We start from the raw sequence: 21,167 nt of genomic DNA, 5'->3' as shown, positions 1-21,167 counted from the left end.
GTTTTACGCCCAGACCTGCTGCGGCTCCGCCCGGCGCGCGGCCAGCGGCGTCGGCTTCTCGTACTCCCGGACGACCTCATACCGGGTGTTGCGCTCGACGGGCTGGAAGCCCGCGTCCCAGATCAGGTGCAGCAGGTCCTCGCGGTGCATCGTGTTGGGCGTGCCGTAGCTGTCGGCGTCGTGGGTGATCTTGTACTCGACGACCGAGCCGTCGAGGTCGTCGACGCCGAAGTTGAGCGAGAGCTGGGCGACGGACAGGCCGTGCATGACCCAGAAGCACTTCACGTGCGGCACGTTGTCGAACATCAGCCGCGACACGGCGAAGGTCTTGAGCGACTCCGCGGGCGAGGCCATCTTCGTGCGGGCCTGCAGCTTGTTGCGGATCTTGCCGTCGGCCGAGTCGACGAAGTCGTGCTGGTAGCGCAGCGGGATGAAGACGGTGAAGCCGCCCGTCTCGTCCTGCAGCTCGCGCAGCCGCATGACGTGGTCGACGCGGTGCTTGGGCTCCTCGATGTGCCCATACAGCATCGTGGAGGGCGTCCGCAGGCCCTTGCTGTGGGCGAGGCGGTGGATCCGCGACCAGTCCTCCCAGTGGCAGGCGTGGTCGACGATGTGCTGGCGGACCTCCCAGTCGAAGATCTCCGCGCCGCCACCGGTGAGCGACTCGAGGCCGGCGTCGATGAGCTCGTCGAAGATCTCGTCGGCGGGCAGCCCGCTGATCTTCTCGAACCACTGGATCTCGGTGGCGGTGAACGCCTTGAGCTTGACGTTGGGCAGCGCGCCCTTCAGCTCGCGCAGGACCTTCGGGTAGTACTTCCACGGCAGGGTCGGGTGCAGGCCGTTGACGATGTGCAGCTCGGTGAGCTGCTCGTCCTCCATCTCCTTGGCCTTGGCGACCGCCTCGTGGATGCGCATCGTGTACGCGTCCTTTTCGCCCGGCTTGCGCTGGAAAGAGCAATATGCGCAGCTTGCGGAACAGACATTGGTGAGATTCAGGTGCCGGTTGACGTTGAACATGACCCGGTCACCGTTGAGCTCGGTGCGCTTGTGGTGGGCCAGCCTGCCCAGCCAGACAAGATCGTCGCTCTCGTACAGCGCGACGCCGTCTTCCCTGCTCAACCGCTCGCCGGCGATGACCTTGGCTTCGAGTTCACGCTTCACACCTGCATCCACGGGGCCAGCGTACGTCGGGCCGGACCCGACCGAAGAGGGCCCCGCGTTAGTGCGGGATTCATCTCGCCGGGACGAAGCTGACATTGATCAGCTCTCGACGCTGATTGCTTCGGTGAGGTAAACAAAAGTGGGCAGAAACACGGTCGGGCGGCAGACCGACTGATCGATCGATCCTGATCGACCATTGGCGGGGCGGACCGACTGGGGACGGTGGCATGGACGGGCTTGTGTTGAGGGCGGCGAGTTATCCCGGCGACAGCTGGGTCCCGCCCGCCGAAGCTGAGGCATCCGCGCAGGTCGCGGCGATGATCCCCAAGCAGAGGGGGCGCCACCGGCGTGGGTCGATGTTCGTCGCCACGATCGTCTGCACGCTGCTGTGCTCCCTCATCCCGCGCCCGGCGTATGCGGATCCGGGCGGCGCGATCCCCGACACCGGCTCCCGGCCGATCGCCTCCGGCACGCTCCAGATGCCCGGCGCCGGCGGCACGTCCGCGCCCACGACCGTCGGCGGGACCAACACCTCGCTGCGCGGCCCGCTCGCCACCCAGCTCGCCAAGCTCGAGATCGACGTCAGCACACTCGGGCAGAAACGCCTGCAGGCGCAGCTCGACCTGGAGATGTCGCAGACCGCCGCGACCGACGCCCAGGACAAGCTGCGCGTCGCCACCGCCCTGGTCGCGGAGCTGCGCAGCCGGGCCGACTCGGCCGCCGCGGAGGCGTACAAGCGCGCGACGGGTCTCGGCCCGCTCGACGGCTACGCGCACGACCTGCACCAGTTCGGGCTGCTCGCGCCGGGCATCGGTCAGCAGCCGGGCAGCCAGCAGGACGCCCGTGACCTGCTGCGCGCCGAGCAGGAAGAGGCCGCCGCCAAGCAGCAGTACGAGCTGGCGCAGTCCACCTACCTCAAGGCGCAGGGCGTGTTCTCGCCGCTCGACGCCCAGTTCCAGGTCAAGGACGCCGAGTACCAGAAGGTCAAGAAGGACAACGAGGCAGCCGTCCTGGCCATCGCCGCCGCGGACGCCGCCGCCGAGCAGAGCCTCGGCACCGTCGCCAACGTCCCGGTCGAGGGGATGGTGGCAAACCCGAAGGCGCTCCAGGCGCTGAACTACGCCATGGGCAAGATCGGCAGCTGGTACGTGTGGGGCGACGAAGGCCCGAACACGTTCGACTGCTCGGGCCTGGCGTATTGGGCGTACGGGCAGGTCGGGGTCCGCGTGCCGCGGGTCGCCAACGACATGTACCACGGCACCCCGGCGATCCGGGCGACCAAGGTCCAGCTCGGCGACCAGCTGCTCCCCGGCGACCTGGTCTTCTTCGCCAGCGACTCCGGCGACTGGCGCTCGATCTACCACATGGGCATCTACATCGGCGGCGGCAAGATGCTGCACGCGCCGACGACGGGCGAGAAGGTGAAGACCGCGCAGGTCAAGTGGTCGCGGTTCTTCGGCGCCACGCGGATCTTCCCGGCGGTGCCGGCCCCTAACTCGACCACCACGGCGACGCCCAGCTCGTCGTCTCCGTCGACCACCACGTCGCCGTCCTCGTCGTCCTCGGCCTCGCCGTCGTCCTCGGCCTCGCCGTCATCCTCAGGCTCGGCGTCACCGACGCCGACCGAGACGACGCCGCCGCCTTCGACGCCGCCGGCCTCCACGCCCCCCGTCTCGACGCCGCCGGCCAACCCGGAGCCTTCGGAGCAGCAGACGTCGAAGGCGCCGAGCGCGCCGGCCACCACGGCCGCCGCACCGTCGAAGTCGGCCGTCAAGCCGTCGACCGCGGGTGCCAGTACATCGGCACAGAGCACAGCGTCAGCCTCAGGCAACTGAGGCCTCGGGTTTCGTTGGGGCGGTCGTTCGTTTCCGGACGACCGCCCCGCTCTATTGGAGCCGGTGATCCAAAACCCGACGCAGTCCGGTCCAGCGTTCCGTGACTCGATGTGGCACCGTGGACCCGTGACTGGCGGAGGGGGCGCGCCGGGAGCGCAATGACGCCCGGGCAGGGCACGGTCATGGAGGGCTGCAATGGACGAGCGGGAGACACGGGACGGCGCACGCGACGAGGGGGTGCGGACCCACTCCCCGTTCGGGTTCCCGCCCGGCGCGCAGCCGCAGACGACCGGTGCGGCCGCCGAGCCGGACGCACTCGACGGCGGCGACCTGCCGCCGCTGCCGCCACCACCGCCGGTCGGTGCCGAGCTGCCTGCGGACATCCAGGAGGAGGTCGTCCCCGACGCGGCGTACGAGCTCCCGCCCACCCCGGTCGACGGCGCCCTCTGGCCCGGCGGCGACCCCTTCGCGGACGCCGAGGACGAAGAGGACGACCCGGAGGTCGCGGCGATGGTCGCGGCGTTCAGCTCCACCGACTCGGCCGGGTCGTCCGGCGCATCCTCGGGGCTCTCCGAGGCACCCGACGAGCCTTCCGGGGTTGAGGCCGGGGTGACGCCCGCCTCCACCGGGGTGGATTCAGGGGTGAGTCCCGCCTCCGCCGGCACGAGCGGGCTGAGCGAGGCGCCCGACCAGCCGGCGGGTCCCGACGGGCCGCGCCGCCGCGCCGAGCCGGAGGCCGACGTCATCGCCGCCGCACTCTCCGGCGAGCCACCGGCGTTCCAGCTGCCGGGCGCCGACTCCGTCTCCTCGACGTATGGCCCCCCACCGGACTCGGAGATCCACCCCTCGGAGCCGGTGCCCTCCGACGTGGCGGCGCCGCCGTTCGCGCCGGTGCCGGTCTCGGGGTTCGGCGCTCCTGCCGCGTCCATCGACCCTCCCGCTCCGCCGGCGCCTGCCGCCGAGGAGCCGTTGCCGCCGCTGCCGAGCCGGGCGCGGGCGCCCAGGCAGCTGCCGGAGTCCTCGTGGGACGCGTTCGCCCGGCCGTGGAGCGCGCCTGCCGATCCGGAGCCCGCGCCTGCCGCCGAGCCGCAGGTGGTGCACCCGTTCGCGGTGCAGCGCCCGCCCGCAGAGGTCGCTCCTCCTGCCGTACCGGCCGCTGAAGCCGCTCCGGTGCCTCCGGCCGCTGAGGCCGCGCCTGTTGCTGACCCTGTCCTGGCGCCGATCGACCGTCCGGTCGTCGACGTGCCGGCCGAGCCGTTGATGGCACCCGCGTCCTCGTCTCCGGTTTCTTCTTCGCCGGCCGCGGAGCCGGTTGTGCTGCCGATGGCCGGGGCGTTCGCTGCCGCTGTGGTGGCCGCCCGGGCGAGCGCCTCGGTGCCCGGCATCCACTCGGTGAGCGCCGAGGAGGCCGAGCAGGCCGCCCGCGCCACCGCTACTCCCACCGTCTACCGCACCTCCATGGCCCTTCCGCACACCATGGCCGCCTCTGGCAGCTCCGCCTCCGGCGTTTCCGGTGCGGTTGCGGCCGGCGACGGCGAGGAGGAGCCCGCGCCGCCGGTCGAGCCGATCCCGGGCCCGGAGCCTTCGCCGTTCCCGAGCCCGGAGCCGGTGCCCACGCCGGAGCCGACCCCGTTCCCGCCGGCACCTGAGCCCGAGCCGATCCCGACGCCGTTCCCGCCGGCACCCACTCCCACGCCGGTGCCTGAACCGGAGCCGGCACCTCAACCGTTCCCGGGTCCTGGCCCGCAGCCCGAGCCGGGCCCGTTCCCAGGCCCGCCGCCGGGTCCGCAGCCGCTCCCGGGTCCTGGTCAGCCCGGGCCGGGGCCGTTCCCGGGGCCGCCGCCGGGTCCGCAGCCGCCTGCGCCGTTCCAGTCGCCGGCGCCGTACACGACGCCGTCCTCCCAGCATCCGTGGGGCACCGCCGACTCCGGCCAGGCCGCCGCTGCTGCTGCCCCCGCCGGTCCGTCGTGGGCGCAGCCTCCCGCGGCGCCGCAGCCTCCTGTCGCGCCCCAGCCTCCCGCGGCGCCGCAGCAGTGGCAGGCACCCCCGGCCCAGCAGAACCCGGCGCCCGGCCTGTACGGCACCCCCGTCCAGCAACCACCCGCCTACCAGCCCCCGGCCCCGTACGGCACCCCTCAGCCGGGCCAGTACGGCACCCCGCCGCAGCACGGCCCGGCGGGTCAGCACCCTGCGCCGGGCCAGCCGGGCCAGTACGGCCCTCCGGGTCAGCACGGCGCTCCGGGTCAGCCGGCTCCTGGCCAGTACGGCACGCCGCAGCCCGGTGTGTACGGAACCCCGAGCCAGCCAGGCCAGCAGGGTTGGGCCGCACCGCCCGCACCGCCCGCGCAGGGCGCTCCGGGCGCTCCGGGCGCTCCGGGCGCTCCGGGTCAGCAGGGCTGGGCCGCACCGCCCGCGCAAGGTGCGCCGGGTCAGCAGGGCTGGGCGGCACCGTCCGGCCAGCCGGCGTCGACCCCGCCCGCACCGGGCTGGGCCCCACCTCCGGCCTCAGCGCCGCCCGCGGGCGCGCAGGGTTGGACGGCTCCTCCGGTGTCGACGCCACCCGCGCAAGGCTGGAACGCACCCCCGGCCTCAGCGCCGCCCGCCCAGGGTTGGAACGCACCACCCGCGTCGGCGCCGCCAGCGCAGCAGGGCTGGGCCGCACCTCCGGCACCGGCGCAGCCCGGTTGGCAGCAGCCGCCCGCCGCCCCTCAGGGTGAGCAGAGCTGGGCAGCCGCACCCGGCCAGGGCTGGGCTCCCCCGCCCGCCGCACCGCAGTCACCTGCCGCCCCGCAGCCGTGGCAGCAGGTGGGCAACACGGGCGACCAGCCCTCGAACCCACCTGCGCCGTCCTGGTCACCGGCGCCGGCTTCGGCCCCTCCCGCCTCCGGTGGCCCGGCGTTCGCACCCCCGGCCTCGGCGCCACCGGCGTTCGCACCGCCGACCTCCGGAGCACCCGCGTCCGGCGGCCCGGCGTTCGCACCTCCGGCATCGGCTCCCCCGGCGTCAGCGCCGCCCGCGTTCGCACCGCCGGCCTCCGGAGCACCTGCCTCTGGCGCGCCCGCGTACGCACCGCCGCCGTTCGCGCCACCGTCTGCGGGCAGCCCCGCTTTCGACCCACCGGCGTCAGCGCCGCCTGCCTCGGCGCCGCCCGCGTTCGCACCGCCGGCATCTGCCCCGCCCGCATTTGGGCCGCCGACGTCCGGAGCACCCGTTTCTGGCGCGGCCGCGTTCGCGCCGCCGCCGTTCGCGCCGCCGTCCGCAGGCGGTCCCGCGTTCGCGCCGCCGTCAGCGAGTGGTCCTGCGTTCGCGCCGCCGGAGTCGGCACCGCCGGCATCTGCGCCGCCCGCGTTCGGGCCACCGACGTCCGGAGCACCTGTGTCCGGGGCGGGCTCGTTCGCGCCGCCCGCTTCGGCGCCGCCGGCGTTCACCATGCCGTCCGCGTCGCCGTCGGAGTCGATGCCGCCGGTCTCGGGGCCGCCGGCTTCCGCGCCGCCCGCGTTCACCATGCCGTCCGCGTCGCCGTCGGACTCGATGCCGCCGGTCTCGGGGGCGCCGGCCTTCACGCCGCCCGCTTCGGCGCCGCCGGCATTCACCATGCCGTCCGCATCGCCGTCCGAGTCGATGCCGCCCGTCACGGGTGGGCCGGCTTTCGCGCCGCCCGCTTCGGCGCCGCCGGCGTACACCATGCCGTCCGCATCGCCGTCCGAGTCGATGCCGCCGGTCTCGGGGGCGCCGGCTTTCGCGCCGCCCGCTTCGGCGCCGCCGGCGTACACCATGCCGTCCGCATCACCGTCCGAGTCGATGCCGCCCGTCTCGGGTGGGCCGGCTTTCGCGCCGCCGCAGGGGGGCGGGCATGGGTCGTACACCATGCCGTCCTCGACACCGTCGGACGCATTGCCGCCCGTGTCGACGCCGCCTGCCTTCTCGATCCCGTCGGCGAGCCCTTCGGAGTCGACGCCGCCGGTCTCCTCGCCCCCGAGCTGGGCGCCTGGTGGGCAGGCCGCGCAGGGCTGGACGCCGCCCCCGCCGGCGGGCGATTCGGTCTCGGCGCCGTTCGCGCCGAGCTGGGCCGCACCCCCGGCGCCCGCCGGAGAGGCGCCGGCGGCACCTGGCTGGGCGCCACCGCCCGGTGAGGGCCAGCAGCAGGCCTACTCCCTGCCGACCGACCGGCCCGGGGTGCCCCCGCTGCACCAGAGCGGCTGGGGAGCCCAGGAGCCGTCAGGTGCCGGCCCGGAGCGCGACGACCGGGCGCAGAACGACAGGACGCCGGGCACGGTCTACCCGTCGAGCGGAGCCCCGGCCAACCCGGCTCCCCCGGCGCACCAGCAGCCGCCCGCGATCCCCCCGCCTGCGGCCGACGAGACCCAGGTGGTGAGTGACGCGGGCCCTTCGCCCGCGGCCGACAGCTACGGAAAATGGGCACGGAACCATCGCGGCTCTGCGGGCACAGTCTATGGCGGGCAAGGTGTCACCCCGGTGACAACGACCTCGGCCGACGGCGGCAGCAGCCCTATGGAGAACTCCGGCTCACTGACCGGGCACATTTTGAGCCAAGGTACGCAGGAAGAGGACGAGGACGACGATGAGCCGGCCGGGTCCAGCAACCTGAAAGTCATGATCATCATCGCGATCATCGTGGTGGTGCTGCTGGTGGGCGGCTATCTCGCGGTCACGTTCTCGAAGTCGTTCATCGATGACATGTTCAGCGGCGTACCGCAGAAATAGTGAACCGCGACACCTCGACGCGGGGTCGGCGGGCGAGATCGGATAAGCTGAAGGGTCTCCAATCGGAAGGTCCCAGCTCCTTGCTGCTCGCTGACCCCAGTTCGTTTCCCTCCATTTTCGAAGCCGAAGCCACCGACGAGCCCGAGGCCGGGCCCGGTTTCGCTGGCCTAGGACTGCCCAACAAGTTGGTGCGTGCGCTTGCCAACCAGGGCATCACCGATCCGTTCCCCATCCAGGCCGCGACCGTCCCTGACGTGCTCGCGGGCCGTGACGTGCTGGGCAGGGGGCGCACCGGCTCGGGCAAGACGCTCGCCTTCGGCCTGCCGTTGCTCGCCCGGCTGGCGGCCAGCGGGCGGTCCCGTCCGCATTCGCCGAAGGCGCTGATCCTCGTGCCGACGCGCGAGCTCGCGATGCAGGTCAACGACGCGTTGACGCCGCTTGCGAAGACGCTCGGCCTGTTCTGCAAGACCGCCGTCGGCGGTGTGCCGTATGACCGGCAGATCTGGTCGCTCGAGCGGGGGGTCGACGTGCTCGTCGCGACGCCCGGCCGCCTCGGTGACCTGATCAAGCGCGGCGTCTGCCGGCTCGACTCGGTGGAGATCACCGTGCTCGACGAGGCCGACCAGATGGCCGACATGGGCTTCCTCCCGGAGGTCACGGAGATCCTGCAGCAGACCCCGGCCACCGGCCAGCGCCTGCTCTTCTCCGCGACCCTCGACAAGGATGTCGACACGCTGGTCCGGCGCTTCCTCGTCGACCCGGTGACGCACTCGATCGAGCCTCCGACGGCCTCGGTCGGCTCCATGGACCACCACGTGCTGCTGGTCCCGCCGAATGACAAGTTCGCCATCGCCGCGTCGATCGCCGCCCGCAAGGGCCGCACGATCCTGTTCGTGAAGACGCAGATGGCCGTCGACGAGCTGGTCGACCAGTTCGCGGCCGTCGGCGTGCGGGCAGGCGCCCTGCACGGCGGCAAGACGCAGCGGGTGCGCACGCGCACGCTGGCCGAGTTCAAAGAGGGCACGTGTGACGTGCTCGTGGCGACCGACGTCGCCGCCCGTGGGATTCACATCGACGATGTGTCGCTGGTCGTGCATGTCGATCTCCCGCGGGACCAGAAGGACTACCTGCACCGCGCCGGTCGCACCGCGCGGGCCGGGGCTGCAGGCACGGTCGTGACGCTGGTGCTGCCGCGGCAGCGTCGGCGGGCGGCGGCGCTGCTCGCGAAGGCCGGGGTCACCCCGACCGAGCTGCGGGTGCGGGCCGGCGATCCGGCGTTGGCCGAGGTCACGGGCGCCCGGCAGCCGAGCGGCGTGCCGGTGCGAATCCAGCGCAGTGCTCCTTCGCACGGCGGCCGTCCGGCGCGGCGGCCGAGTCACGAACATGATCGTCGTCCACGGCGTTAGGTGACGACAGGGCGGTCCGCGAACGGCGCGGACCGCCTTTTTGTCGTACCGGTCGGATAGCGTCGATGCATGACGGTGCTTCCTCGGGCGTTTGCTTGGCAGCGGACCGACACGACCGGCGGTGAGTTCGTCACCCTCGACGACCGCCGGGGCCTCTATGCGAAGGGTGTGGCCTTCGCTGCCGACAGTGCTCTCTATTCCTGCCGCTATGACCTGCACACCGACGAGAGCTGGGCCAGCACGCGGCTGGAGGTGACGGCCGAGGGAGCCGGCTGGCGACGGACGCTGCGGATGGAGCGCGCCGCCGGGCGATGGCGGGTCACCACCGGCGAGCAGGGCGACCTGGAGCGGGTGCTGCCGACGGCGCCGTTCTCCGGCATCGAGGACCCTGACCGCCTTCATCAGGTCCTCGACGTCGATCTCTACAACTCCCCGCTGACCAACACGTTGCCGATCCGCCGGCTGGGCCTGCACCGGGCCGAGCCCGGCACCACGTCGACGATCGAGGCGGCTTGGATTCTCCTGCCGAGCCTCGCGGTTCTGCCCCTCCAGCAGGTGTATGAGGTGCTCCCCGGCCGGCGGGTGCGCTATTCGTCGGAGGGTTTCACGGCGGAGCTGGAGCTCAACGCCGATGGCTACGTCGTGGAATATGAGGGGCTGGCGACGCTGGCTTAGCTCGCGGCCTGAGGCCGGCCCTCCCATTTCGTGGAGAGGGCGATCGCGGTGCGGGTGCGGGCGACGCCTTTGACGCGGTTGAGGTCGATGATGAGCCGTTCCAGGTCGCCGATCGTCTTCACGCGCGCCTTGCACAGAAACGATTCCTCGCCCGCCATGAAGTAGCAGGACTCGATCTCCTGGTGCCCGCGCAGCGCCTCGAGGATGTCGTCGGTGTCGCCGCTGCTGTCGTGCACGATGCCGATGACAGCGGTCAGCGGCAGCCCCACGGCCTCCGGGTGGACCTCGGCCCGGTAGCCCTGGATGACGCCCGACGACTCGAGCTTGCCGACGCGTTCATGCACGGCCGGCGCCGACAGGCCGACCTTCCGGGCCAGCTCCGCATATGGAAGACGGGCGTTGTCTCGAAGCAGGTCGATGAGTTGTCGATCGATCGCATCCATCCCGTCCAGCCTAATGGTCAGCGTTTTAGCACAGCTAATTACCCAACACGTGCGATTTCCTCGTTTCCCGGACACGGCACGCTAGCGGTGCTGTAATGGGCGTACATCCCAGGATGACTCGTGCTTTCAGCTTGCCGCATGGGGGTGCGCGGGCCCGATCGAGCCACCCATGGGTTAAGGAGGGGCCGTGGAGACGGGAGATCGTCTGCTGACGCCCGGCGAGGTCGCTGCCTTGTTTCGTGTGGATCCTAAAACGGTGACACGCTGGGCGGCGGCCGGCCGGATCAGCAGCATCCGAACCCCGGGAGGACACCGGCGGTTCCGGGAATCCGAGGTGCGGGCGTTGCTCGAAGGGGACGACGCGCTCGACGACACCTCTAACGGGAATGGCCGAGTTCACCCGACCAACGAGTGAACAAGGTGTGAGACACGCCGGCAGCGTCGAGGACTTTGCCGGCGATGAAGTCGACGAGTTGGGCGGCCGTGGCCGCCGCTCCGGCCGAGTAGAAGCCGGGGCTGGCGGGGAGGACCACGGCGCCGGCGTCGAGCAGGGCGATGAGGTGCTCCAGGTGGCTGCGGGTCACCGGGGTCTCCCGCGGGACGACGACCACCGGTCGCCGCTCCTTGAGGTTGACTTCGGCCGCCCGCTGCAGCAGGTCCTTGGAGAGCCCGATCGCGATGCCCGCGCACGCCGCAGTGCTCGCCGGCACGATGATCATGCCCTTGACCTGGTACGAGCCGCTGCTCGGCCCAGCGGCGAGATCACCGGCCGGCCAGTAGACGACGTCGTTGATTTCCGTTCCCAGCCACGTGGCCAGGTCATCCTTCCAGTGCGCGTCACGGAAGGCAACACCGGTCTCGTCGAGGATCGTCAGCCGGGCGGCGCGTGACACCACGAGGTCGACGGCCTCGCCCGCGTCGAACAGTGCCCGGATCACCGCGGCCGCATACGGCGTGCCCGACGCCCCGGAAACTCCGACGACCCAGGGCCTGCGCTGATCCACCACGCGGTCAACTCTGCCACGTTCTTTGAGCTGTGCCTCATCTGACCGGCCCGCGCGGGAAAGTGTCATACCGGGTTGGCAGGATGGGTACATGGCACGCGGCTTTCCATATGCAGACCTCAACGAGTTCCTTGCCGCCCTCCAGCGGGCGGGTGAGCTGCATCGCGTGACCGCGCCGGTCGACCCGCACCTGGAGATCAGCGAGGTCGTCACGCGCACCGTCCGGGCCGGCGGGCCGGCGCTGGTGTTCGACAAGCCGACGCGCGGCGACATGCCGGTCGCGATCAACCTGTTCGGCACCGAGCGGCGCATGGCGATGGCGCTCGGCGTCTCCCACCTCGACGAGGTCGGCGAGCGCATCGGGGCGCTGGTCAAGCCGGAGCTTCCGGTCGGCTGGGCCGGCATCCGCGACGGCATCGGCAAGCTGCTCCAGCTCAAGGCCGTGCCCCCGAAGCACGTGAAGACCGCCCCGTGCCAGGAGGTTGTCTACAAGGGCGACCAGGTCGACCTCAACCGGCTCCCGGGCCTGCAGATCTGGCCCGACGACGGCGGGATCTACCACAACTTCGGCCTCACCCACACCAAGCACCCAGAGACCGGCAAGCGCAATCTCGGGCTCTATCGCCTGCAGCAGCACAGCCACAACACGCTCGGCATGCACTGGCAGATCCACAAGGACTCCACCGCGCACCACGCGGTGGCCGAGCGGCTCGGTCAGCGCCTGCCGGTGGCGATCGCCATCGGCGCCGACCCGGTCGTCTCCTATTCGGCGAGCGCCCCGCTGCCGTCCGACATCGACGAATACCTGTTCGCGGGGTTCCTGCGCGGCGAGCGGGTCGAGATGGTCGACTGCCTGACCGTGCCGCTGCAGGTGCCGGCCAATGCGCAGATCGTGCTCGAGGGCTATCTGGAGCCCGGCGAGCGCCTGCCCGAGGGCCCGTTCGGCGACCACACCGGGTTCTACACGCCCGTCGAGGACTTCCCGGTGCTGCACATCGAGTGCATGACGACCCGCAAGCAGCCGATCTACCACTCGATCATCACGTCGAAGCCGCCGCAGGAGGACCTCGGCCTCGGCAAGGCGACCGAGCGCATCTTCCTGCCCCTGCTGAAGATCATGATCCCCGACATCGTGGACTACGACCTGCCCGCCGCCGGCGTCTTCCACAACTGCGTGATCGTGTCCATCCGCAAGCGCTATCCGAAGCACGCACAGAAGGTCATGAGCGCCATCTGGGGCGCCCATCTGCTGTCCCTGTCGAAGCTCATCGTGGTCGTCGACGAGGACTGCGACGTGCACGACTATGCGGAGGTCGCGTTCCGCGCCTTCGGCAACGTCGACTACAAGCACGACCTGCTGATCACCGAGGGCCCGGTCGACCACCTCGACCACTCGTCCTATCAGCAGTTCTGGGGTGGCAAGGCCGGCCTCGACGCGACCCGCAAGGGCCCCTCAGAGGGCTACCATCGCGGCTGGCCGGAAGAGATGATCATGTCCCCCGAGGTCGTGGCGCGGGTCGACAAGCGCTGGAGAGAGTATGGGTTCAAGTGACGCTCGCTGAGGCACCTCCGAGCCGGGTCAAGGCATTCCTGCGGCTCGTCGCGATCGAGCACTCGGTGTTCGCGCTCCCGTTCGCCTACCTGTCGGCGCTGACCGCCATGACCATCCACGGTGGCCGGGTCAACTGGATCGACCTGCTCCTGGTGACGATCGCCATGGTCGGCGCCCGCACCTTCGCCATGGCCGCCAACCGGATCATCGACCGCCACATCGACGCCCGCAACCCACGCACCTCCCAGCGCGAGCTCGTCACCGGCGCCGTCAGCGTCCGCACCGCGTGGACCGGCGCCGCCGTCGCCCTGGTCGTGTTCCTCGGCGCCGCCGCCCTGCTCAACTGGCTCTGCCTGGCCCTCGCCCCGCTCGCCGTCGTGCCGCTGATCCTCTATCCGTATGGCAAACGCTTCACCAACTGGCCCCACGCCCTGCTCGGCCTCGCCCAGATGGTCGGCCCGGTCGGTGCCTGGCTCGCCGTCACGGGTGACCTGCACGGCTCCGGCCCCGCCTGGGTCCTCGGCGCCGCGGTCGGCCTGTGGATCGGCGGCTTCGACCTCATCTACGCCTGCCAGGACGCCACCGTCGACCGCGAGATCGGCGTCCACTCGGTCCCCTCCCGCTTCGGCATCCCCTTCGCCCTCCACCTCTCCACCGCCGCCCACGTCGTGACGTTCGCGCTGTTCGTGTGGTTCGGCCAGCTCGTCGACCTCGGCTGGCTCTGGTGGATCGGCCTCGCCACCACCGCCGCCGCCTTCATCTACGAGCACGCCATCGTCCGCCCCACCGACCTGTCCCGGGTCAATCGGGCCTTCTTCACGGCGAACGGGTTTGTGGGGATCGCCTTGTTCGTCTTCGCCCTTCTCGACCTGACCATCCTGGGCGGCCTCCGGCCCTGACAACCCACCACCTCAGACGCACCAGCCGGGCAACGCCGGTCGGCTGTCGCCGCTTGGCCGTACCTGGGCGGCCTCAACCCACCACGTAAGACGAACCGGCCGGGTCATGCCGGTCGGCTGTCGCCGCTTGGGCCGTACCTGGGCAGCCTCGACCCACCACCTCAGACGGACCGGCCTCGCAATGCCGCCCGCCGTCGCGCTCTGGCCGCACCTGCGACAACCCACCACCTCAGACGAACCAGTTGGGCAATGCCGGTCGGCCGTCGCCGCTTGGCCGGCGTGGGTGCTCCGGTTCCTTCCGCGGGAGCCGCGTTCCTGCGCGACCTCCGACCCTGACGACCTGCCGCCCCAGCCAACTCCAGTCGCTGCCGCCCGAACAAGCCTGCCCAGCTCCGCCCCTGCGCCGCCTCCGCTTCAACCGGACCGCCGGACCGACCGCAACGAACTGTCGATTGATCGCCGGCGCCAGACTGCCGCCGGACCGCCGCCGCAGCTCGGGCAGGGTGAGCCCCGCCTTCGCGAGCGCCACGTGACTGCCGGGCCAACGAACTGCTGAACCGACCAGCTGCGGGGCGACGGCTGCCGGCCGAACTGGTAGCTGGGCTGGCGGGCCGACGCGCCGACCCTGCTGCTGCCGGGCCGAGGGACGGCCAGGCCGACCTGCTGCCGGATCAGACGGCCGCTGGACCAGACGGCCGCCGGACCAGACAGCCGCTGGACCAAACGGCCGCCGGGGCGCTGGGCCGCCGGACAGCCAGACCAACCGGCTGGTAGACCAACCAACTGCCGGCTGGCTGCCAGACCAGCCAACTACCGCCCGGCCGCCAGACCGACCTGCCGCGGCCGACCAACTGCCGCGGCCGATCAAACTGCCGGGTAGACCAACCGCCGGGCCAGCCCCTTGCCACGCCGACGGGCTGCCCGACTGGACTGGCTCCAGACCTGAGGGACTAGGGGCCGACCTGCCAGGCCGCCATGCCACGGTCAGATGCGGCGCGGCCCATCTCAAGGCCTCGGCCACGGCGGGCTCGGCGCGCATGTCGGTGCTCAGGCCCAAGTGCGCAGCACCGGGGCGCCGCTGACCCGCGGTCGCCGAAGTCGCGCACAGAAACCATGTCGGGGCGATGCACCTCTGACAGCCAGGCCATCCTGGCTGGCGCGTTCCAGCTCCTGGCCAACCTGCGCAGCCGCCACCCCGACGGACCGAGGGGCAACAGGCTGCGTATCCAAGGCTTCGGCTGGATGCGGCGCAGGATGGGTTCTTGCCGGTCACCCCGTCGCGGGGATCGTCAGGCAGCGCGGGCAGGAGACGGCCAAGGTGTTCGCCGCCGGTCGACAAAGCTCCTCGACGCGGCCAGACTCGCTCACGCCCCTGGGCCACCCTGCGCTGCTTCCGCTCGGACCGGCAGATACAGCGAACCCCGGCGGCCCGCAAGGAGTGGGCGCCGGGGTTCGGGTGAAGTGGTCAGACGCCGGCGTACGAGTGAAGGCCGCTGGCCACGAGGTTGACGCCGAAGAGGTTGACCAGCATGGTGACCCAGCCGAGGACGGCGATCCAGGAGGTGATGCGGCGGCTGACGCTCGGGGTCGAGCGGGCGTGCAGGTAGCAGGCGTAGACGACCCAGGCGATGAACGACCAGACCTCTTTGGGGTCCCAGTTCCAGTATCGGCCCCACGCGGCTTCGGCCCAGATGGCGCCGGCGATGACGCCGAAGGTCCAGATGGGGAAAGCGAAGGCGTGGACGCGGAAGGTGACGCGCTCCAGGACGCCGGCCTGGGGGATGCGTTCGCCGAGGCTGTAGGGGAAGTTGCGCTTGCCCTGGTCGTGGCCGAGGCGGATCAGGTGCATGGCGGCGGCGACGAAGCCGACGAGGAAGATGCCGGAGGCGATCGACGCAGCGCCGACGTGGATGACCAGCCAGTAGGACTGCAGGGCCGGGACGAGGGGGCCGACCGGCACGTACAGCGTCATGCCGGCGATCGCGAGCAGAATCGAGGCGACCAGGGTGACGAAGAGGCCGAGGTGGCGCAGGTTGCGCCATTTCGCCAGGACGACCAGCCATGCCGAGACGCCGACCAGGGTGGCGGTCATGACGAACTCGTACATGTTGCCCCAGGGGGCCCGTTCGGCGGCGATGCCGCGGGTGACGAGGGCGCCGAGGTGGGCCAGGTAACCCAGGACGGTCAGGCCGACAGCGGCGAGGCCTGCCCGGCGAGCGGCAGGAAAGGCTGTGTCCGAAATGTCCGATACCGTGTCAGGGCCGCCGGCGCCGACCAGGACCCGCTGGCCGACCACGCTTCGCGCGCCGAAGGCGTATTCGACGGCATACGCCAGCATGGCCAGGACATAGCTGAAGATCGTGACGACCAGCAGCTGATTCGACAATCCACCCATCAAACGACCTCCTTGACGTCAGTCTGCGCCACCTGGTCGGGCACGCTCACGGCAGGGGCCACCGCGGCGACGATCGCGGCGAACTCCTCCGCGAAGCCGGGGTAGTCGCCGCGGGGCAGGCCGCCGGCCGACATGCCGGTCGGGGTGATGCGGAAGAAAACCCGGCGGCGCTTGCCGGTGAGCGAGCCGAGCAGGCCGATCAGCAGCGCGGCGGCGCCGACCAGGACGATCGGCGAGCCGGGGTCGTGCCGGATCGAGATGCTGATCCACTGCTCGGTGCCGACGAACTCGACGGTCGTGCCGTCAGGGAGGGTGCCTTTGTCGCCGGGCTTGAGCATGATCGGGTCGCCGAACTTGTTGAGGCGCTTGGCGTCGATCTGGCGCTGGTCGAGCGTGTACACGGAAAGGGGCGCGCCGGCGTCGAAGCCGAGGACACCCTGGTACGCCTGCAGCATCAGGCGCGGGTCGTTCTCCGCCGGGAAGGCCGACGAGGCAACGGACGGGTCCGACGGCAGCGTGGGCAGGTAGACGCCGGAGAAGCCGATCTGCGCCTTTTCGTCGCGTGTGCCGGTGTCGGGGTTGAGGTTCACGTCCGGGAACGTCGCGACGCCGTCGCTGGTGAGCATGCCGTCCTTGGGTAGGAAGGCGGCGACCTGCTCGTGTGTTTTGCCGTACTTGTCGGTGTAGCGCAGCCGCGGGGCGTAGCCGTGGCCGAGCAGGGAGACGTTGGCGCCGTCGAGCCGCACCGGGTCGTTGACCTGCAGGACGTGCTTCGAGGAGCGGCCGTTCTGCGTGACGGTCACATCGGCCTTGTAGGTGACGGGCTGGCCGTTGTCGAGGTAGGCCGCGGAGAACTTGTCCATCCGGACGCAGAAGCGCGGCAGGTCCCCCTCGCCGACCTGGGCGCCGAGGGCGTGCTCGTCGTAGTTGAGCAGCGTGTTGCAGAAGGCGAAGTCCTGCCCCTGGATGAGCAGCCGGTTGCCGTGCCAGCCGAACCACGACCCGTAGGCGACGCCGAGGAGCAGCGACAGCAGCGCGAAGTGGAAGACGAGGTTGCCGGTCTCCTTCAGGTACCCCTTCTCCGCGCTGATCTCGGTGACGTCGCCGACCTCCCGGACAACGGTCCGGAACCGGCGGCGGCGCAGCACGGCGACGACGGAGGAAGCGGGCACGGCGGGCAGGTCGCCGGAGGAGGCCGGGAGCCGGGAGAACCGCGCGGGAGCGGACGGGGGCTTGCGCAGCATCGCCACGAAGTGCGCCCGGAAGCGGGGCACCAGGCAACCTACGAGCGAGACGAACAGCAGGATGTAGATCGCGGAGAACCACGGCGACGCGTACACGTCGAAGAAGAAGAACCGGTCGAGCGTCGGACCCCACTCGGCGTTGTCCCGCAGATACTGGCGGACCTGCTCCGGCGACACGTTGCGCTGCGGCAGCACCGAGCCCGGGATCGCGGCCACGGCCAGCAGGAACAGCAGCACCAGCGCGGTGCGCATCGAGGTGAGCTGGCGCCACGCGCGCCGGCACACGGAGATGATCCAGCGCATCATCAGAGCGGCACCAATCCGGGCCCGAGGTTGGCCGTGAGGGCGATCATGAGGTCGTGCCAGACGCCGGTGATGAGCGCGACGCCGACGAGGACGAGCAGCGCGCCACCGACGCGGGTCACCCAGCGGCTGTTGCGCCGGATGAACTTGATGACGCCGATGAGCCGCTGGAAGCCCAGCCCCACGGCGAGGAACGGCAGGCCGATGCCGAGGCTGTACGCGACGGCGAGGGTCACCGCCCGGGCCTGCGAGCCGCTGGTGGAGCCGAGCGCGATCATCGCGGCGAGCGTCGGGCCGGTGCACGGCGCCCACGACAGCGCGAAGACGACCCCGAAGACCGGGGCGCCGACGAGCCCGGCGGCCGGCAGCTTCTGGATCCGCCATTGCCGCTCCAGCCCTGGTACGAGCCCGATGAAGGCCAGACCGAGGACGATGACGATCACGCCCGCGACGATCTCTATCGTGCGGCGGTGGACCATGAGCTGCATCGCGGCGCTGGTGGCCAGGACGATGAGGGTGACGAAGACGGCCGTGAACCCGGCGATGAAGAGCGAGATCCCGGCGATGACCCGGCCGCGGCGCTGCCCGGAGTCGAGGTCGGCGCCGGCCAGGCCGGTGACGTAGGAGAGGTAGCCGGGCACCAGCGGCAGGATGCACGGCGACAGGAAGCTGGCCAGCCCGGCGAGGACGGCCACCGCGACCGCACCGACCAGCGGCCCGCTGGTGGTGAAGTCAAAGACGCCGGCGAGCAGCATCGGTCAGGCCTGCTCGGCGAGCAGCTCGCGCACGATCGGCTCAAGGAGCTTCTGGTCGACCTGCATACGGATCACGGCGGCGATCCGGCCGGCGCGGTCGATGACGAGGGTCGCCGGGATCGAGTTGGGCGGCACCGCGAACTCCTGCGCGATCGACGCGGAGGGGTCGAAGATGCTGCCGTACGTCGGCTTGATGTCGGCGAGGAAAGCCTTGGCGGGGTCGCGCTGGTCGTGCACGTTGACACCGACGAAGAGGACCCCGGCGTCGCGGGTCGCGGCGTACACCTTCTCCAGCTCCGGAGCCTCGGTGCGGCATGGCGCGCAGTAGGACGCCCAGAAGTTGACGACGACGACCTTGCCTTTTTGCTGGGCGAGGTCGAACGAGCCGGCGACGTCCATGTAGTCGCCGCGCACCGCGGGCGCGGCGACCCGGTCCGAGACGGAGATCTTGCGGCTGCCGAGGGCGTTCTGCGGGGTGGCGCTGTCGCAGGCGGCCAGCAGGACAAGAGCGACGAAAGCCCCTAAAACCCGGTAGAACATCAGGCGCCCTTCGCGTCACGCGCCGTCGGCGACATGGCGACCAGGTGCGCGGCCGGTTCGCTGTACGCCACTCCGACGATCTTCGTGTCCTCGAAGTGGAAGCTCGTGTAGCTGGCGAGGTTGCACTCGCGCTTGCGGGGGTCGTGCCACAGGCGCTTGCGCTCGACGTGCCGCCGCAGCGTCCAGATCGGCAGCTGGTGCGACACGCACACCGCCTCGTGGCCCTCGGCGGCCTCCCTGGCGGCCATCAGCGCGGCGAACATGCGCGCGGCGATCGCCGTGTAGGGCTCGCCCCAGGACGGGGTCATCGGGTCGCGGAGCACCCACCAGTTGCGCGGGTCGCGGAGCGCGCCGTCGCCGGCGCCGACCCGCTTGCCCTCGAAGAAGTTGCCGCTCTCGATGAGCCGCTCGTCGACGGCGATCGGCAGCCCGAACTGCTCGGCGATCGGCGACGCGGTCTGCTGGGCACGCTCCAGCGGGCTGGCCACCACGTAGGTGATGTCCTTCTCCGCGACGGCCTGGGCGGCGGCCTTGGCCATCTGCACGCCGAGCTCGGAGAGGCGATACCCGGGGAGGCGGCCGTAGAGGACCTTCTCGGGGTTGTGCACCTCGCCGTGCCGGAGGACGTGCACGATGGTCTTGGTCGTCATGAGAGCCCCGCTGAGGCGGCGGCCGCGGCGCGCGCGGCGTGTGGGAGTGCGGCTGAGATGACGTCCAGCGCCTCGGCGCCGATCGCGGTGGAGACGAACCACGACTCGTAGGCGCTCGGCGGCAGGTAGACGCCGCGGGACAGCATCGTGTGGAAGAAGGCCTTGAAGGCGGCGACGTCCTGAGTGCGGGCGTCGTCGTAGTTGTGCACCGGCTGCGCGGTGAAGAAGATCGAGAACATGCTGCCCGCGGTGGCGAGCGTGTGCGGTACACCCGCCGCCGCCAGCGCATCTGAGGACAGCTTGCCGATCGTGGCCGCCGTCGCGTCGAGCTGCGCGTAGACCTCGGGGGTCGCGAGGCGCAGGGTCGCGAGGCCGGCGGCGCAGGCCAGCGGATTGCCCGACAGGGTGCCCGCCTGATAGACGGGGCCGGCCGGGGCGAGCTGCGCCATGATCGTGGCGCGCCCGCCGAACGCGGCGGCGGGCAGGCCACCGCCCATGACCTTGCCGAAGGTCCACAGGTCGGCGTCGACGGGCTCGAGGCCGGTCCAGCCGGCGCCGCTGACCCGGAAGCCGGTCATGACCTCGTCGAGGATGAGCAGCGCGCCGTGCCGGTGGGCGATCTCGGCGAGCTTCGCGTTGAACCCGTCACGGGGCGCGACGACGCCCATGTTGCCGCAGGCGGCCTCGGTGATGACCGCGGCGATCGACTGGCCCTCGGCGGCGAAGGCCGCTTCGACCGCGGCGACGTCGTTGTACGGCAGCACGATGGTGTCCCCTGCCGCCGCGCCGGTGACGCCGGGCGAGTCGGGCAGCGCGAGCGTCGCCACGCCGGACCCGGCGGCGGCGAGCAGCGCGTCGACGTGGCCGTGGTAGCAGCCGGCGAACTTGACCACCTTGGACCGGCCGGTGAAGCCGCGGGCGAGCCGCAGCGCGCTCATCGTGGCCTCGGTGCCGGAGTTGACCAGGCGGACCTGCTCGACCGGGGTGCGCGCGACGATCTCCTCGCCGAGTGCCACCTCGCCCGGTGTCGGGGTGCCGAAGCTGGTGCCGTGCGCCGCCGCCGCGGTGATCGCGCCGACCACCTCGGGGTGCGCGTGGCCGAGGATCAGCGGCCCCCACGAGCAGACGAGATCGACATAGCGTCGCCCGTCGGCGTCGGTGAGCCAGCAGCCCTCGCCACCGACCATGAACCTGGGGGTGCCACCGACCGCGCGGAACGCCCGGACAGGTGAATTCACCCCGCCCGGCACGATGGCTTGAGCGCGGTCGAACAGTGCCTGCGAAGCCGGAGCGTCACCCGCATAGGGGCCGAGGCCGGCGGAGTCAATACCTGTCACAGCCTGCCCATTCTGACAGCCTGCCCAGGGCGACGCCGACCGGCCCCGGGCGGCCTGTGCCCGACGCCACTGCGGGCGCTGAACCACGTTAGGCTGTCAGCGTGGATCGACCGGACCTTTCCGTGACCGTGGGGGGGGGGGGGGGGGGGGAAGGGGGGGGGGGGGGGGGAGGGGTGGGGGGGGGGGGGGGGAAAACAACTGCAACCCCCCTCCCCCCCCTTCCGCTGTGGGACGTGTGCACTT

17 protein-coding genes are annotated in these 21,167 nt (G+C 71.4%); 7 read left to right on the top strand and 10 right to left on the bottom strand.

The genetic code is table 11. The features are described from left to right. Positions 1-3: 3 nt before the first annotated feature. A complete protein-coding gene (gene mqnE, locus ACZ6TV_RS42325) occupies positions 4-1,173 on the bottom strand; it encodes an aminofutalosine synthase MqnE (RefSeq protein WP_465304884.1) in 1,170 nt (389 codons plus the stop codon). A gap of 344 nt (positions 1,174-1,517) precedes the next feature. Here mqnE and ACZ6TV_RS42320 point away from each other — a divergent pair, with 344 nt between their 5' ends. Continuing rightward, complete coding sequence (locus ACZ6TV_RS42320) at positions 1,518-2,996, top strand: C40 family peptidase (protein ID WP_465304882.1); 1,479 nt, start codon at positions 1,518-1,520, stop codon at positions 2,994-2,996. A gap of 2,708 nt (positions 2,997-5,704) precedes the next feature. On the opposite strand, the gene ACZ6TV_RS42315 is transcribed toward ACZ6TV_RS42320, so the two are convergent. Continuing rightward, positions 5,705-6,865 (bottom strand): hypothetical protein, encoded by a 1,161-nt coding sequence (locus ACZ6TV_RS42315; protein ID WP_465304880.1) that lies wholly within the window; start codon positions 6,863-6,865, stop codon positions 5,705-5,707. Between ACZ6TV_RS42315 and ACZ6TV_RS42310 the strand changes: the two genes are divergently transcribed. From ACZ6TV_RS42310 to ACZ6TV_RS42300, 3 genes are all read left to right on the top strand, one after another. Next, positions 6,864-7,721: a hypothetical protein gene (locus tag ACZ6TV_RS42310; RefSeq protein WP_465304878.1), complete on the top strand. Its 858-nt coding sequence runs from the start codon at positions 6,864-6,866 to the stop codon at positions 7,719-7,721. The genes ACZ6TV_RS42315 and ACZ6TV_RS42310 overlap by 2 nt on opposite strands. A 113-nt stretch (positions 7,722-7,834) precedes the next feature. Next, positions 7,835-9,127, top strand: a complete 1,293-nt coding sequence (locus ACZ6TV_RS42305) for a DEAD/DEAH box helicase (protein WP_465305058.1) — start codon at positions 7,835-7,837, stop codon at positions 9,125-9,127. 69 nt (positions 9,128-9,196) lie between these two features. Further along, a complete protein-coding gene (locus ACZ6TV_RS42300; RefSeq protein ID WP_465304876.1) occupies positions 9,197-9,802 on the top strand; it encodes a putative glycolipid-binding domain-containing protein in 606 nt (201 codons plus the stop codon). Here ACZ6TV_RS42300 and ACZ6TV_RS42295 read toward each other — a convergent pair. After that, the gene (locus ACZ6TV_RS42295) at positions 9,799-10,245 is read right to left on the bottom strand and encodes an Lrp/AsnC family transcriptional regulator (protein ID WP_465304874.1); all 447 of its coding nucleotides are present in this window, start codon (positions 10,243-10,245) and stop codon (positions 9,799-9,801) included. The genes ACZ6TV_RS42300 and ACZ6TV_RS42295 overlap by 4 nt on opposite strands. 187 nt (positions 10,246-10,432) lie before the next feature. On the opposite strand from ACZ6TV_RS42295, the gene ACZ6TV_RS42290 reads away from it, so the two are divergent. Beyond that, on the top strand, positions 10,433-10,660 hold the full coding sequence (locus ACZ6TV_RS42290; protein WP_033363294.1) for a BldC family transcriptional regulator: 228 nt from the start codon (positions 10,433-10,435) through the stop codon (positions 10,658-10,660). On the opposite strand, the gene ACZ6TV_RS42285 is transcribed toward ACZ6TV_RS42290, so the two are convergent. Further along, positions 10,623-11,249: a UbiX family flavin prenyltransferase gene (locus tag ACZ6TV_RS42285; protein WP_465305056.1), complete on the bottom strand. Its 627-nt coding sequence runs from the start codon at positions 11,247-11,249 to the stop codon at positions 10,623-10,625. The two genes, ACZ6TV_RS42290 and ACZ6TV_RS42285, sit on opposite strands and share 38 nt — an antisense overlap. Before the next feature lie 91 nt (positions 11,250-11,340). Here ACZ6TV_RS42285 and ACZ6TV_RS42280 point away from each other — a divergent pair, with 91 nt between their 5' ends. Both ACZ6TV_RS42280 and mqnP read left to right on the top strand, forming a co-directional pair. Further along, positions 11,341-12,801, top strand: a complete 1,461-nt coding sequence (locus ACZ6TV_RS42280) for a menaquinone biosynthesis decarboxylase (protein WP_354785533.1) — start codon at positions 11,341-11,343, stop codon at positions 12,799-12,801. Beyond that, positions 12,798-13,700 (top strand): menaquinone biosynthesis prenyltransferase MqnP, encoded by a 903-nt coding sequence (mqnP, locus tag ACZ6TV_RS42275; protein ID WP_465304871.1) that lies wholly within the window; start codon positions 12,798-12,800, stop codon positions 13,698-13,700. The genes ACZ6TV_RS42280 and mqnP overlap by 4 nt, the downstream gene beginning before the upstream one ends. A 1,465-nt stretch (positions 13,701-15,165) precedes the next feature. Here mqnP and ccsB read toward each other — a convergent pair. The 6 genes from ccsB to hemL are packed head-to-tail and all read right to left on the bottom strand — an operon-like array spanning position 15,166 to position 20,924. Then, positions 15,166-16,095 (bottom strand): c-type cytochrome biogenesis protein CcsB, encoded by a 930-nt coding sequence (ccsB, locus tag ACZ6TV_RS42270; RefSeq protein ID WP_465304869.1) that lies wholly within the window; start codon positions 16,093-16,095, stop codon positions 15,166-15,168. Continuing rightward, positions 16,095-17,645: a cytochrome c biogenesis protein ResB gene (gene resB, locus ACZ6TV_RS42265; RefSeq protein ID WP_465304867.1), complete on the bottom strand. Its 1,551-nt coding sequence runs from the start codon at positions 17,643-17,645 to the stop codon at positions 16,095-16,097. The genes ccsB and resB overlap by 1 nt, the downstream gene beginning before the upstream one ends. Next, complete coding sequence (locus ACZ6TV_RS42260; RefSeq protein ID WP_465304865.1) at positions 17,645-18,397, bottom strand: cytochrome c biogenesis CcdA family protein; 753 nt, start codon at positions 18,395-18,397, stop codon at positions 17,645-17,647. Before ACZ6TV_RS42260 ends, resB begins: the two co-directional genes overlap by 1 nt. A gap of 3 nt (positions 18,398-18,400) precedes the next feature. Next, complete coding sequence (locus ACZ6TV_RS42255) at positions 18,401-18,937, bottom strand: TlpA family protein disulfide reductase (protein ID WP_465304863.1); 537 nt, start codon at positions 18,935-18,937, stop codon at positions 18,401-18,403. Beyond that, positions 18,937-19,587, bottom strand: a complete 651-nt coding sequence (locus ACZ6TV_RS42250) for a histidine phosphatase family protein (protein ID WP_465304861.1) — start codon at positions 19,585-19,587, stop codon at positions 18,937-18,939. Before ACZ6TV_RS42250 ends, ACZ6TV_RS42255 begins: the two co-directional genes overlap by 1 nt. Then, positions 19,584-20,924 (bottom strand): glutamate-1-semialdehyde 2,1-aminomutase, encoded by a 1,341-nt coding sequence (hemL, locus tag ACZ6TV_RS42245; protein ID WP_465304859.1) that lies wholly within the window; start codon positions 20,922-20,924, stop codon positions 19,584-19,586. The genes ACZ6TV_RS42250 and hemL overlap by 4 nt, the downstream gene beginning before the upstream one ends. Positions 20,925-21,167 lie beyond the last annotated feature (243 nt).

This window comes from Dactylosporangium sp. NPDC051087 (assembly GCF_055586325.1).
This window is presented reverse-complemented; position numbering and strand designations above follow the sequence as displayed.

Excerpts from the sequence above, each read along its gene's own strand:
- ACZ6TV_RS42320 (WP_465304882.1), top strand. The coding sequence starts at position 1,518 with ATGTTCGTCGCCACGATCGTCTGCACGCTGCTGTGCTCCCTCATCCCG.
- ACZ6TV_RS42310 (WP_465304878.1), top strand. The coding sequence starts at position 6,864 with ATGCCGTCCTCGACACCGTCGGACGCATTGCCGCCCGTGTCGACGCCG.
- ACZ6TV_RS42315 (WP_465304880.1), bottom strand. The coding sequence starts at position 6,865 with ATGGTGTACGACCCATGCCCGCCCCCCTGCGGCGGCGCGAAAGCCGGC.
- ACZ6TV_RS42300 (WP_465304876.1), top strand. The coding sequence starts at position 9,197 with ATGACGGTGCTTCCTCGGGCGTTTGCTTGGCAGCGGACCGACACGACC.
- ACZ6TV_RS42295 (WP_465304874.1), bottom strand. The coding sequence starts at position 10,245 with ATGGATGCGATCGATCGACAACTCATCGACCTGCTTCGAGACAACGCC.
- ACZ6TV_RS42280 (WP_354785533.1), top strand. The coding sequence starts at position 11,341 with ATGGCACGCGGCTTTCCATATGCAGACCTCAACGAGTTCCTTGCCGCC.
- ccsB (WP_465304869.1), bottom strand. The coding sequence starts at position 16,095 with ATGGGTGGATTGTCGAATCAGCTGCTGGTCGTCACGATCTTCAGCTAT.
- resB (WP_465304867.1), bottom strand. The coding sequence starts at position 17,645 with ATGATGCGCTGGATCATCTCCGTGTGCCGGCGCGCGTGGCGCCAGCTC.
- ACZ6TV_RS42260 (WP_465304865.1), bottom strand. The coding sequence starts at position 18,397 with ATGCTGCTCGCCGGCGTCTTTGACTTCACCACCAGCGGGCCGCTGGTC.
- ACZ6TV_RS42255 (WP_465304863.1), bottom strand. The coding sequence starts at position 18,937 with ATGTTCTACCGGGTTTTAGGGGCTTTCGTCGCTCTTGTCCTGCTGGCC.
- ACZ6TV_RS42250 (WP_465304861.1), bottom strand. The coding sequence starts at position 19,587 with ATGACGACCAAGACCATCGTGCACGTCCTCCGGCACGGCGAGGTGCAC.